The sequence below is a fragment of the Mesorhizobium sp. M0618 genome, assembly GCF_040320765.1.
Taxonomy (GTDB): domain Bacteria; phylum Pseudomonadota; class Alphaproteobacteria; order Rhizobiales; family Rhizobiaceae; genus Mesorhizobium.
Window position 1 is genome coordinate 102,090 of record NZ_JAMYQH010000006.1, and the last position, 12,829, is coordinate 114,918.

Annotated in this window: 13 protein-coding genes and 1 other RNA gene; 7 read left to right on the forward strand and 7 right to left on the reverse strand. The window is 62.8% G+C overall.

Translation table 11 applies throughout. The features are described 5' to 3' along the window. Nucleotides 1-17: 17 nt before the first annotated feature. From NKJ04_RS09060 to NKJ04_RS09075, 4 genes are all read right to left on the reverse strand, one after another. Nucleotides 18-413: a hypothetical protein gene (locus NKJ04_RS09060; RefSeq protein WP_155930600.1), complete on the reverse strand. Its 396-nt coding sequence runs from the start codon at nt 411-413 to the stop codon at nt 18-20. After that, a complete protein-coding gene (locus tag NKJ04_RS09065; protein WP_352674417.1) occupies nt 392-811 on the reverse strand; it encodes a hypothetical protein in 420 nt (139 codons plus the stop codon). The genes NKJ04_RS09060 and NKJ04_RS09065 overlap by 22 nt, the downstream gene beginning before the upstream one ends. Further along, entirely contained in the window at nt 808-1,602 is a 795-nt protein-coding gene (locus NKJ04_RS09070) for a thymidylate synthase (RefSeq protein ID WP_352674419.1), read from the reverse strand. Before NKJ04_RS09070 ends, NKJ04_RS09065 begins: the two co-directional genes overlap by 4 nt. Nucleotides 1,603-1,759: 157 nt before the next feature. Further along, the gene (locus NKJ04_RS09075; protein ID WP_023813086.1) at nt 1,760-2,071 is read right to left on the reverse strand and encodes a DUF2853 family protein; all 312 of its coding nucleotides are present in this window, start codon (nt 2,069-2,071) and stop codon (nt 1,760-1,762) included. 170 nt (nt 2,072-2,241) lie between these two features. On the opposite strand from NKJ04_RS09075, the gene ssrA reads away from it, so the two are divergent. Both ssrA and NKJ04_RS09085 read left to right on the forward strand, forming a co-directional pair. After that, nucleotides 2,242-2,601: a transfer-messenger RNA gene (gene ssrA / locus NKJ04_RS09080) on the forward strand. 134 nt (nt 2,602-2,735) lie between these two features. Next, complete coding sequence (locus NKJ04_RS09085; RefSeq protein ID WP_352674420.1) at nt 2,736-3,263, forward strand: AAA family ATPase; 528 nt, start codon at nt 2,736-2,738, stop codon at nt 3,261-3,263. 44 nt (nt 3,264-3,307) lie between these two features. Here the strand turns inward: NKJ04_RS09085 and NKJ04_RS09090 are convergent, their stop codons facing one another. Continuing rightward, complete coding sequence (locus NKJ04_RS09090) at nt 3,308-4,513, reverse strand: multidrug effflux MFS transporter (RefSeq protein ID WP_352442267.1); 1,206 nt, start codon at nt 4,511-4,513, stop codon at nt 3,308-3,310. A gap of 187 nt (nt 4,514-4,700) precedes the next feature. Here NKJ04_RS09090 and NKJ04_RS09095 point away from each other — a divergent pair, with 187 nt between their 5' ends. The 4 genes from NKJ04_RS09095 (at nt 4,701) to NKJ04_RS09110 (ending at nt 6,487) form a co-directional block, all read left to right on the forward strand. Then, nucleotides 4,701-5,390 (forward strand): TetR/AcrR family transcriptional regulator, encoded by a 690-nt coding sequence (locus tag NKJ04_RS09095; RefSeq protein ID WP_352674422.1) that lies wholly within the window; start codon nt 4,701-4,703, stop codon nt 5,388-5,390. 118 nt (nt 5,391-5,508) lie between these two features. Next, nucleotides 5,509-6,045, forward strand: coding sequence for an SspB family protein (locus tag NKJ04_RS09100; RefSeq protein ID WP_027160604.1), 537 nt, complete (start codon nt 5,509-5,511; stop codon nt 6,043-6,045). Between the two features lie 9 nt (nt 6,046-6,054). Then, nucleotides 6,055-6,252 (forward strand): DUF4169 family protein, encoded by a 198-nt coding sequence (locus NKJ04_RS09105; protein ID WP_352674423.1) that lies wholly within the window; start codon nt 6,055-6,057, stop codon nt 6,250-6,252. Between the two features lie 10 nt (nt 6,253-6,262). Next, the gene (locus tag NKJ04_RS09110) at nt 6,263-6,487 is read left to right on the forward strand and encodes a ribbon-helix-helix domain-containing protein (protein ID WP_352674424.1); all 225 of its coding nucleotides are present in this window, start codon (nt 6,263-6,265) and stop codon (nt 6,485-6,487) included. Here the strand turns inward: NKJ04_RS09110 and NKJ04_RS09115 are convergent. Further along, nucleotides 6,484-8,286 carry a chloride channel protein gene (locus NKJ04_RS09115; protein WP_352674426.1) on the reverse strand — a complete coding sequence of 601 codons (1,803 nt, stop codon included), beginning with the start codon at nt 8,284-8,286 and terminating at the stop codon, nt 6,484-6,486. The genes NKJ04_RS09110 and NKJ04_RS09115 overlap by 4 nt on opposite strands. A gap of 156 nt (nt 8,287-8,442) precedes the next feature. On the opposite strand from NKJ04_RS09115, the gene NKJ04_RS09120 reads away from it, so the two are divergent. Beyond that, nucleotides 8,443-8,880, forward strand: coding sequence for a MarR family winged helix-turn-helix transcriptional regulator (locus tag NKJ04_RS09120; RefSeq protein WP_352674427.1), 438 nt, complete (start codon nt 8,443-8,445; stop codon nt 8,878-8,880). A gap of 13 nt (nt 8,881-8,893) precedes the next feature. Here the strand turns inward: NKJ04_RS09120 and NKJ04_RS09125 are convergent, their stop codons facing one another. Then, nucleotides 8,894-12,826, reverse strand: a complete 3,933-nt coding sequence (locus NKJ04_RS09125) for an AsmA family protein (protein WP_352674428.1) — start codon at nt 12,824-12,826, stop codon at nt 8,894-8,896. Nucleotides 12,827-12,829: the final 3 nt, after the last annotated feature.

Genomic DNA, 12,829 nt, shown 5'->3' on the forward strand with positions numbered 1-12,829 from the left:
GTCCTAATTTATTGGGCTTAGGCCGCAAGCCTATGGATCAAGGCATCTTCGACATAGATGCCATTGATGGTGTTGTGAGAAAATCGCACCTCACCTAGACCATCAACCCGCATGGCGATACCCAAGCCGGCGATGAGCCGGTCGTCCGCTGATGTGATCTTCACCTTGCTAAGATCTAAAATAGGCTCTTGTGGACGTGCCTTGCGCCAGTCAGCAGCAATGGTTGCCGCATCGAGATATTTTTTTTCGAGATCCTTTCGTGGGCCGCGATAGGCGATAATCATGCGCCAATTGTCGACGTCACTGTTGTACAACCATAGTGCAGCTGCAACTCCGAATCCCTTTTCATCAAGAGCACGAATTAGGTTGATGCCGGCGTCGATGTCGATCCTTACCAACGATCCTGAAGCCATCTGAATATTCCTTGCTCTTCGTCGACCATCGCGTTTCGCATGGCCGTCGCCTCGAACACATCTATCATATCGTAACGCGAAGCTTCATTCCAATCTGAGACCGCCGACCAATGGCCATCGAATACAGGCGACGCCGTCCGGCTTTCGGTAAGATCCACAGACAAGCCAGCCAACGCCACAAGCCGGTTGAGGTCATGGCTGTAAAAGTCTTGGACGAATTTCTTATCAGGAATGGTATCCGGCTGAAAAAGCCGCGAAATTCGTGACTTGATGGCAATTTCCGCAGCGTACCCGAAAAGATAGTAAGCATTCGAATAGCGTTCGTTCTGAAACAAAAGTTCTGCGTCTTGCAGCTTCGCATTGGCTATGGCTTGAAGCGCGGTCCGCTCTAGCGTCATACCGCTATCGGCGCCTTGATCGATGCATCGGCGACGTAGTTTTCCAGCCGGAAATCCTCGAAGCGGAAGGCGAACAGGTCCTTCACCTCGGGGTTGATCCACATCGTCGGCAGCGCCCTCGGCGTGCGCCGCAGCTGTTCGCGCGCCTGCTCGAAATGGTTCGAGTAGAGATGCGCATCGCCAAGTGTGTGGACGAAATCGCCGGGTTTCAGCCCGGTGACCTGCGCCACCATCACGGTCAGCAGGGCATAGGACGCGATGTTGAACGGCACGCCGAGAAAGATATCGGCCGACCGCTGGTAAAGCTGACAGGAGAGCCGCCCTTCCGAAACATAGAACTGGAAAAGGCAGTGGCAGGGTGGCAGCGCCATCGCTTCCACCTCGGCTGGATTCCATGCCGAAACGATCAGCCGCCGCGATTGAGGGTTTTTGCGTATCTCCTTGAGGAGATTCGCGATCTGATCGATCGAGCCGCCATGGCCATCCGGCCAGGAACGCCACTGCTTGCCGTAGACCGGGCCGAGATCGCCATTCCCGTCGGCCCATTCGTCCCAGATCGAAACGCCATGGTCGGTGAGGTATTTGATGTTGGTATCGCCGGCCAGGAACCACAGAAGCTCATGGATGATCGACTTGAGATGCAGCTTCTTGGTCGTGGTGACGGGAAAGCCGCGCGCCAGATCGAAACGCATCTGGTAGCCGAAGACGGAGCGGGTTCCGGTACCGGTGCGGTCGCCGCGATCGGCGCCGTTGTCCAGCACGTGCTGCAGGAGGTCGAGATACTGGCGCATCGGTTCCGGCTCGATTCGGTTGTCCAGCCATCATAGCTTACGGACAGGCAATCGAACACCACAAAGCAGCGCAAGCCCTGCCCGAAGCCAGCCAGTCCCCAACAACATCAGGGCTGGCGCATGGACCGTGCCAGCCCTGCGAATTGAAGCGCGGTCGTCAGAGGGAGCCGAGCTTGCCCAGGTCCTTCGCGACGAGGTAGTAGAAAGTCACCCGGCTCTTGGTGTTGTCGGCAGCCATTGCCTTGCAAGTCTTCTCGATGGATGCATCGGCCTTCGCTGCATCGCTGATGCCGAGCTTCTTGGCGACCCAGTTGTCCCTGACACGCCCGAGTTCCTTCGGGTCGGTGCAGGATACCAGCGAGGAATCGCGGTTCCTGAGCGCGATGCCTAGGTGCTTGACAATCTTTTCAACCGCATCAGCACTGGCGCCGGCATCGTATTTCTTCACGTCTGCAAGATAGTCGGCCATCAAAATTCCCCTCGTCGGCGCCACGGATCCGATCGATGAGGGCTGTGGCGCGCTGCTGCAACATGTGCGCTAGGTCGGTAACTCCTCACCGGGGCAAAGCTTCGGTTGAGACCGCGCCCAAGTCAACCCTTTGGACTTGCGGTTTTGTCAGGGGGACAAAGTGCCATTGCGGCCTTCCATTTCTTGCGATGGCCCCCTATATTCAGTTTGTCGGCTTGACCGACTATGGCGATAAATGGGCGATGAAATAAGCCGTTCGGACCCGGGGGCGGTACCCGGCGCCTCCACCAAAAGCCGCTGCTGATGACAGAGCGGTTTCTGCTGGGGGCGAAATAGGATCGACGAAGGTGTAAAGATCGTACTTTTGCCCGGCATGGTACCACCGTCATCGGGCTAAACCTGTAGTTGCAAATGACAACTATGCGGAAGCACGTCTCGCCGCGTAAGCGGTGCGATAGCTTCAAATCAAGCCCTAGAGGTTCGCACTTCTAGGCGGGGTTCGGAGGTACCTGGCAACAGAAACCTCCACTTCTCCCCTCCTCAACATGGCTACGCACAACGGCAACACCCGCTGGCCGGTCCGTCCAACGGCTATGGGCCGCGAAGGCGCACCGCCGCGTGCCCGTCTCTATGGACAAAACAAAACGATTCCGATCGATTCTTCGTGCTGACCGGTGGTCCCGGATCCGGCAAGACCACCCTGATCGAAGCCCTGCGCCACGCAGGCTTTGCCACCTCGGTGGAAGCCGGGCGCGGCATTATCCGCGACCAGTCCGCCATTGGCGGATCCGCTTTGCCCTGGCGTGATCGCGCCCTGTTCGCCGAGTTGATGCTGGCATGGGAGATGCGCTCGTATCAAATTGCGCGACAACAGACCGGGCGTCCTGTTTTTTTCGATCGCGGCGTTCCGGACACGATTGGGTACCTCAGGCTGAGCGGCCTGCCGCTACCCGAACACGCCAACGCCGCCGCCGGGCGCTTCCGCTATCATCAGCGCGTCTTCGTCGCCCCGCTTTGGCCGGAGATCTTCGCGCAGGATGAGGAGAGAAAGCAGACGCTTGAGGAGGCCGAGCGTACCCACCATGCGCTGGTCGGCGTCTACACGGAGTTGGGCTATGAACTCGTCCCGCTGCCTTTGGCGACGGTCGAGGAGCGGCTGCGCTTCATGCTGATCGAGGCAGGATTGGCATGAAAAGGCCGGGATGAACCCGGCCTTTTTCATTTGTTTTTGGGTGCTTATTCCGCCGGTGCCTCGGCAACCTCGCGCGAGCGGCCGAGCGTGACCTTGGCCAGCGTGAAGGAAATCACCGCACAGAGCGTGATCCCGGCCACCATCGGCAGCGGCGTACCGTCGAAGAACACGCCGGCGACGCCCATGGCGAGTGCGCCGATGGCGAAATGCAGCGTGCCCATCAGCGCCGACGCCGTGCCGGCGATCTCGCCATGCTCTTCCATGGCCAGCACCGAGGTGGTCGGAATGACCAGGCCAAGGAAGCCGTAGCCCACGAACAGCAGTGCCGCCATCACGTCGAGCCGGTCGATACCCGTCGCCATCACCGCGAACAGCACCACCATCGTCGTCGCATAGCCGGTCACCGCGACGCGCACCACGCGCCTCAGGCCGAAGCGCTCGGCCAGCAGCCCCGTCATCTGCGACATGCCGATGAAGGCGACCGCGTTGATCGAGAAGAACACGCTGTAGACCGAGGGCGACAGCCCATAATGGTCGATCAGGATGAACGACGAACTCGACAGATAGACGAAGAAGCTGGCAATGCCGAAGCCGGCGATCGCCGTCAGGCCAAGGAAGTTGCGGTCACCCATCAGGAAGCGGTAGGCCGACAGCGCGGTGCCGAAGGAGGACCCGGCGCGGTCTTCCACCGGCCGCGTCTCCTTGAGCGATGTCGCCAGAAGGATGGTGGCCAGCAGAGCCGCGCCCGTCACCGTCCAGAACACGGCGCGCCAGCCGAAATTCTCGATGATCACGCTGCCGGTCAGCGGCGCCAGGATCGGCGACACCGAAAACACCAGCATCAGCAAGGACATCAGCTTGGCGGCCTCATTACCGGTGTGCAGGTCGCGCACGATGGCGCGCGGAACGGCCATGCCGGCGCTGGCGCCAAGCCCTTGCAGGAAACGGAAAGCGATCAGCCATTCGATGGTCGGCGCCATTGCCGAACCGATGCCGCCAACCATGAACAGCGCAAGACCGCCATAAAGCGGCAGCTTGCGGCCGACCATGTCGGAAATCGGCCCGACGACGATCTGGCCAAACCCCATCGACAGGAAGAAGATCAACAGGCTCATCTGCACCGCAGCGGTGCTGGCATGCAGATCCGCGCCGATCGACGGCAGCGCGGGCAGATACATGTCGATGGCGAACGGGCCGATGGCGGACAACAAGCCGAGCACGACCGCGATGCGGAGGAATTTGGGACTCATGATAAAGGCTTCTTTCAAATCTGGTTGCCGCCGCCAGGCGACGTCTAACCTAGGACGTTCCATCCCGTGAGCTTCCGACACCTCGAGAGCGAATTCTTTCGTCTCTCTCACGCGAAATCTCTTTATCTTGTGTCCACAAATTTAGACACTCTTGTCTAAATCGTCAATCACCTCTATATAGTTTTTTATGAAGCTGCACGTTTCTCCTGACATTTTCCCGCCACGCGGCCATGAGGCCAAGCGCCTCTCGATCGTCGATTCCGCGGCTGCCGTGTTTTGCCGCGAAGGTTTCGCCGGCGCCAACATCGATCTGATCGCGGCCGAAGCCGGCGTTTCGCGCCAGACGATCTACAACCATCATGGCGACAAGGAGAAACTGTTCGTCGCCGTGGTCCGCGACCTCACCGAACGCTGCAATGCCGGCATCTTCGCCACCATTGCCACCTTCCCCGACCAGCCCAAGGATCTCGAAGCCGATCTGATCGGCTTTGCCGTGCGCTTGAACCAGAATTGCATCTGCAACCGCGACGGAAAATTCCTGCGCAAGCTGATCCAGACCGAAGGCGAGCGCTATCCCGAACTGTTTGCCGAATGGCGCGAACAGGGACCGGGCAGAACATGGCCGGCAATCGCCGCCCGCTTGGCCCGCCTCGCCTATGGCGGCTATCTCACGATCGAGGACCCGGATGTGGCGGCACGCCAGTTCCTTGGCCTCGTCAATGCCGAACTGCAGACCACCTTCATGCTTGGCGGCTCGCCGCGCGAGGACGAGGTGCTGCAATCCGCGACCAATGGCGTGCGCACATTCCTGCGCGCCTTCGGCAAGCGCCGGTCCGCGGCATCGTCCGAAAAGCAAAGCGCGCTCGCCAGCGCCTGAGCGATCAAATCGCTGGCAATAGTCTTCGCTTCCGCGCGAGGGTGATCTATATGCGGTTTACGCCGCCCTCAAGCTTGATTACAGCTATGCGGACGATTCAACGGAACCCGACCGCCACATGGCCGACGACCACATCCGCTACGACATTCTGGCCCAGGAGGCGTTGCGCGGCGTCATGCGCAAGGTCCTGGCCGAGGTCGCGCGCACCGGCCTCCCCGGCAACCACCACTTCTTCATCACCTTCCTGACCGGCGCGCCGGGCGTACGCGTGTCTTCGCGGCTGCGCGAGCGCTATCCCGAGCAGATGACCATCGTCATTCAGTTCCAGTATTGGGACCTGAAGGTGACCGATACCGGCTTCGAGGTTGGCCTGTCCTTCTCCGATGTGCCGGAAAAGCTCGAAATCCCGTTTTCGGCCGTACGCGGCTTCTATGATCCGTCGGTCAATTTCGAGCTCGAATTCGACGTCAAGACGGATGGCGCGGCAGCCGAGGAACCGGCTGCGCCAACTCCGGAGCCGTTGACCATCGTCTCCGAGAAAAAGCCGAAGGCCGAGAAGAAGGCCGCCGCCGAGGCGGAGAAGAAGCCCGCAGCTGCGGACGCCGCCACCAAGGGCGCCGAAGTGGTCTCGCTCGACGCCTTCCGCAAGAAATAGGCCTGCGGCATGGCCGAAATCGTCAATCTCCGCCAGGCTCGCAAGCAGAAGGCGCGGGACGAGAAAGTGCGAGTCGCCGAACAGAACCGGGCACTGTACGGTCGCTCCAAGGCAGAGAAGCAACGCGACCGCATAGTCGCCGACAAGGCCGAAAACTTCGTCGCTGGGCACCGTCGCGAGCCATCCGGCGCCGAAGACGACCAGTGAGCTATCACCAGTGAGCGCGGTCGAAAAGCGCTCGGTGACCATTCGTGGTCACCGCACCAGCTACTCGCTTGAAAAGCCCTTCTATGACGACCTCGTCGCGATCGCGGCGACCAGAAAGCTGACCCTCGCTGCTCTTGTCGCCGAAGTCGACGAGACGCGGCCCCGCGACACCAACCTGTCCTCGGCGTTGAGACTCTATGTGCTGGAATGGGCGAAGCGAGGAGAGAGAATCTAAAGGCTTTCGACCGCGTCGTCCTTTTTCCTGTGTCTGGTGCCGAAGCCAAGCAAGGTCGAACGCTCGCGCTCCTCGGCCTGTTTCCTGGACCGCACGCGCATCAAATCCTTCCAGCCGACATAGCCCACCAGTTGCAAGCCCTCACGGGTGACGACGGGCAGATGAGAGACGTTGGCCATCAGCAGTTTGTCGGAGAGGCCTTCGAGATATTCATCCGGATAGGCCAGCGTCACCTTGCTGCCGGCCAGCAACGCGCCAAGCGTGGTGGTGCGGTGCGTGCCGGCGCGTCTCCAGCGCAATATAGCCGGCGGATCGATGAGGCCCAGCACATGCCCGTTCTCATCCACCACCGGAAAACTCGGATGCCGTGTTTCCGGCGCGGTCAGGAACGCTGCCGCGCCATGCAGCGTCATCGTCGCCGGCACGCTTTCGACCTGTGACGTCATCACCTCGCGCACTCTGGTCAGGGCGAAAGGGTCGACGCGGTATTCGCGAACCAGATGATGTCCCCTTCTGGCGATCTTTTCGGTCAGGATCGACCGCTTCATCAGAAGCACGGTGACGGCGTGCGCGGCGGCGCAGGCAGCAATCAGCGGCACCAGCATATGTGTGTTGCCGGTCAGTTCGACGGCGAAGAACGTGGCGGTCAGCGGCGCACGCATCGTGCCGCCCATCGTGGCGGCCATCGCCAGCAGCGCCCAGAAACCCGGATCCGCGGCAGGCAGAACGCCGGCGAGCACAGCGCCCATGGCCCCGCCCATGATCAACAGCGGCGCCAGCACACCTCCCGACGTTCCCCAGCCGAGCGCTACCGACCAGATGATCGCCTTGACCACCAGCAGCAGGAGGGCCGCCGTCGCGACGGTGCGGCCGTCCAGCATGTCGGTGATGTTGTCATAGCCGACGCCGAGCGCGTGCGGCTCGATCAGCCCGCCGATGCCGACCACCAGTCCGCCAAGCATCGGCCACCACATCCAGTGGATCGGCAGCTTCTGAAAACCGTCCTCGCAGGCATAGACCATCTGCGTCAGCAGCCCCGACAGAAGTCCTGCACAAACGCCGATCGCCACCCAGCCGGCAAGGCCGACAAAGGACACCTCCATGCCGCCCTGAAACGGAAAGATCGGTCCGGGCAGATGCAGCATGGTGCGCTCCACCTCGGCGATAACAGCCGCGACCGCCACCGGGATGAAGCTGCGCGGGGTCCATTCGAAAAGCAGCAGTTCGACCGCAAGCATGATGGCGGCGATCGGGGTTCCGAACACCGTGGTCATGCCTGCTGCCGCACCCGCCACCAGCAGCGTCTTGCGCTCGTTGTCGCTGACCGGCAGCATCTGCGCGATCAGCGAGCCGATCGCGCCGCCTGTCATGATGATCGGGCCCTCGGCGCCGAACGGTCCGCCGGAGCCGATCGAGATCGCCGACGATAGCGGCTTCAGGATGGCCACCTTGGCATCGAGCCTGGAACGCCCGAGCAGGATTGCCTCGATGGCTTCGGGAATGCCGTGACCGCGGATCTTCTCGCTGCCGAAGCGCGCCATCAGGCCGATGATCAGCGCGCCGATCACCGGGACGATGACGGAGGCATAGCCAAGCGGCGTGTCCTCGAGCTTCAGATCGGCGAGCGTGAACTGGCCAAAATAGGCGATGTTGGTGGCCAGCCGGATCAGCTTCAAAAGCGCGATGCCGGCAACCAGTCCAGCTGTCGCCACCACCACGGCAATGGCGGCGACGAACAGCACCCTGGCATCCGTGGTGAAATCGCGCAGATGCTCCGGGTTCGAGTGAGGGGTCTTCATGGCAGTTTGCTTCCTGGCGGCGCGCCGTATGTCTGAGATGCGGCACGGTCGAAGCGGCCAGCCGGGCTTGTTGGTGGTTATGTATCGTAACACGATATAAATATTCAAGCCGGTTTCGCCCGAAATCCGTTTGAGCTTTCGCCGGAAAACGAACACATGTCTGATATGTCGCAGCCACAAAAATCACGCCCCGCCATCAGCCAAGCCGATTACCAGCGGCTATCGGAGTTTCGCTACCTGATCCGCCGCTTCCTCGAATTCAGCCAGGTCCAGGCGGAAGACGCCGGCCTGACCCCGCGCCAGCATCAGGCGCTGCTGGCGATCAAGGGATTCCCCGGCGGCGGGCCGGCGACGGTTGGCGACCTTGCGGAACGCCTGCGCATTCGCCACCACAGCGCCGTCGAACTGGTCAACCGCCTCGGCGAGGCGGGGCTGGTCACAAGGGATCAGGACAAGGACGACCACCGTCGCGTGCTGCTGCAACTGACCGAGCGCGCCGACGATTGCCTGGCCGAACTGTCGGCGGTGCATCTCGACGAACTGTCGCGTATCGAACCGATGCTGCGCCGGCTGCTCGATCGGGACCGTGGGTAACCGCCGTCGACTACTACTGCAGCGACTTCAGCAGATTGTCGATCGTGAACGGATTGGACTTCGGCTTGGCCGGCGGCGGATTGTCATTGGCCTGCGGCCGCGGTGCCCGCTCCACCTTCGGAGCCTGCTGCGCGGCCTTGCGCTCGGCCTCGAGCCTTGCCTTTTCCTGCGCCGCGATGCGCACCGCCTCTTCCGCCTTCTGCCGCTCCTGCTCGGCCTGCGCTTTGGCCGCCTCGTCGGCGGCCTGCTTTTCGGCAGCCGCCTTCGCATCGGCAGCGGCCTTGGCCTTTGCGTCCGCTTCGGCCTTTGCGTCCGCTTCAGCCTTGGCCTGGGCATCCGCTTCGGCCTTGGCTTTGGCATCAGCCTCGGCTTTCAGCCGCGCCGCCTCCTCTTGCCTGCGCAATTCCTCGGCGGCCTTGTCCCGTTCGGTCTGCAGCGCCGCGTAGTAGCGCACCTCGCGCCGCAGCCGCTGCTTCTCAAGCAGCGCGGCCTGCATCGCCTCGACGCGCTGCTGTTCCTTTTCCAGCGCGCGTTGGGTCAGGAACTGCGCCAGCGGCTCACTGTCGAATGCTCGTTTTACCGCGCCGAACGGCCCCTCGGCGGTGAAATTCACGACCGGCTCGGAGCCGACCAGTGCCTCGTCGCCAGGCCGATAGGTGATCGCACCCTTGGCCGACACCGTGACCGCGTTGAGATCCGCCGTGACGTCGGCGGACAAGGTCGCCGCCGGATTCTCCAGGCTGATCGGCGGCGCCCGCAGCGTCCCGCCGGCAACCGTGAAGGCGACGTCGGTATCCTTGGCGGCAAGGCTGCCATCGGCGGCGATATCAGGTGCAAAACCGGCAGTCTTGGCGACATCGATGTCGCGCCCGATCGCATCCGCCTTGGCGAGGAACGCACCGAACGCATCTGGATTGACACCAGCAACTTTGACGCCCTTCAACGCCGCCGTACCGGAGCCCGACAAGGCGGCCACCATCCCTTCGACCGATTTGCCGCTGCTTGACAGTGCCGTCGAGAAATCGCCGATGCCGCTGATGCCGGCATCCGGCAGCACGGTCGCCAGATCGGCGCCCGCCAGTTTCATCTGGCCAGAGAACAGGCCGGTGCCGTCAATGTTCTTCAGTTCGAACAGGCCGGTGAGCGCCCCGCCCAGCAATTTCGCCTTCAAATCCGAAACGCGGATGCCTTCCTGGTCCAGCTTGAGCGAAAAGGCGGCATCATACGCGGTGGCGAACCGACCGGCGGCGAGCGCTGCCGTCGTCAGGTCTAGGTCGGCGGTGAACGGCAGGTTGGATTTCTGGCTGAACGGTGTCGCCGGCCACACGCCACCCTTACCTGCCCCTTCCTTGTCGGCCCCTTCCTTGTCGGCAAGAAAGGCGGAATCGCCGAACAGCGCCACCGCCATCGGATCGAGGTCGAGTTCGTCGAGCGCCAGCGCCCCGGCCAGATGCGGCACGCCGTCCTTTACATCGATATTGACGTCGCCGGACACCGCCGCTTCGTTGATGGCGCCGCTGAGTTCGTCCAGCACCAGCAGACCGTTGCCATAGTCGCCCTGCGCGGCGAGCGACGTCGACATGCCCGCCCCCATGCCGGCCAGGCCGATGCCTGACGTCATCAGCCATGGCTCGATGTCGGCGGCATCGAGGCTGAGCTTGCCCTTGGCGGCGAAGCCTTGCGGCGTATCGGCGATCGTTCCCTCGAAACCGGCCTTGAAGTCATTGCCGGCAAGGCTGAAATTCGTCGCCAGGCCGCCGCCAAACGTGCCCTTGGCCTGAATGTCGGTGCTTGCCTCGCCCAGCATGCCGAGCGGCAGCGCCGGCAGGCCGTAGAGCGCCAGCAGCGCGGTGGCGTCAGGGTTCTTGGCGTTGAAGGTCAGCGCCACCGGCGCTTCCAGAAGCTTGCCCACCGCCCCCTTCCCCGACAGCGACGCGGAAAAGGCCGAGCCGCCCGCCTTGCCTTGCCCGCTCACCGCCAGGCCGGTGGTGCCGTCGCCATTGTCGGCCGCACTCGCCACCAGGTCGATGCGCGCATCCTGGAACAGCTCGGGGTAGGCGGCGGCACGGCTCGCCAGTCCCTTGAGCACGGCACTGTCGGGATAGTGCTGGGCGGCGACGTCGATCAGCGGCTTCAGGTCGACGGCAATCACCGACGCATCGAGCTTGCCGGTCGGGCTCGCCGGGAAATCCTTGATCCGGCCGGTGGCGCTGATCGAGGCGCCGGCCAGCCCGCCCACCGACAGCCGGTCGATTTCGAGCAGCCCATCGCGCAGCCTGAGCGCCGTGTCGACCGTGTCGGCGGTCAATCCTCCCGCATTGACCGGCCCTGCCTTGATCTGGAAATCGAGGTCGCGGTCGGCAAAGCGATTGGCGCCCTTGTCGCTGACGAAGATCGAGGCGAAGGCCGCCAGCCCGTCGACATCGAGGTCATCGCCTTCGAGCCGCATCAGCACCGAAGGCTTGGCATCGTCGGGCTGGCTGGAATCGATGCGGCCGGAAAACTTCGCCTTGCCCAGGATCAGTTCAAGATCGCTGAAGGCCTGGCGCTTCTGCGAGAGGTCGACCTTGGCCTTGAAGCCGGCGGCGGGCAAACGGCGGATCGCCTCGTCGACATCCTTCGACAGCCAGGCGGCAAAGCCGGAAGGTTGCGCCACGGCCAGCAGCAGCGAACCGTTGAAGCCGAAATGACCCTCCAAATTGAGCACGAGCATGCCATCGGCTTCCAGCGTGGTGCGGCCGGGCAAGGTCGCGGCAAGCGATTTCACCGACCAGCCGCCATCGACCGGCTCGGCGGAAAGGTGCACGTCGCGCACCGTGGTGTCACCGACCACCACCGCCGGCAGCTTGACCTCGACGGTGCCGGGAATGGTCGGCTTCGGCATGTCGAGCAGCGCCTGCTCAAACGCCGCGATGCGCTGGTCCAGCGTCAGGCCGGCGCCGGCCTCGGCGCCCACCGCCTCGTCGAACTGCACCTGCGCGCCATTGGCCTCGATGGCGAAACTCGGTTTCAGCCCGAGATCGACAGAAGCCTTGCCATCGGCGGTGTAGGGGTTGTCGAGCGGCCCGGTCTCGAAGCGGAATTCGTCGACGCCCAACTTCTGGTGGTCGAGCGAAAACTTGCCGTTCAGCCGAAAGCCCGGATCGGGCTTGCCGGCGGAAACCTTCACCGTCTCACCGTCGGTGCTGCGCAGCTCGGCGCTGTTCTTGTCCGCACCGGAGATTTTGAATTGGCCGGAATAGACGGCAGCGCCATTGACAATGCCAGCATTGCCGTCGGCTTCGATGACCAGCGGATAGGCGTCCGGATCGGCCTTCAGCCGCAGCCGCATCTGCCCGTTGCCTTCAGCCTTGCCGGTGGACGCGGTGACCGCGGTGCGCAACCCGTCCAGCCGCAGCGTGCCGTCCATGCGCCATGGCCCGGCCAGCGACTTGGCCGAGATGGTCGAATTGATCTCGGAAAACAAATGGCTGCGCCCGCCGGCGGCATGGCGCAGTTCGATCTGCCCTTCCGTCACCGTCAGCTTCTCGATCGAGATCTGATCGAGGTCGAAGGGCGAGGACGGCCGCATCGCCCAGTCGACCGTGCCATTGTTGGCGATGTCGATGGTCGCTTTCGGCCGCACCAGCCGCATGTCGAAGATCAGCACTTCGCCGCGCAGGAAGGGCGCCAGTTCCGCATCCATCGAAAACGTCTCGACGGTCATGGCCGGCTGGCCATTGGGGCCGCCGGCGACAGCGACGTTCGAGAAGGTCACCGAGGGGAACGGCAACAACCTTGCCGTGGCGTCGCCCTGCACGGTCACCTTGCGGCCGAGAATGGCGCTCGCCTCGCGCTCGAATTGGGCGCGGTAGCCGGTCCAGTCGACAAAATACGGCACCACCAGCGCCGCACATAGCACCAGCACGAACAGGCCACCAAAGATCACGAACAGGCGTGCGAGCATCAG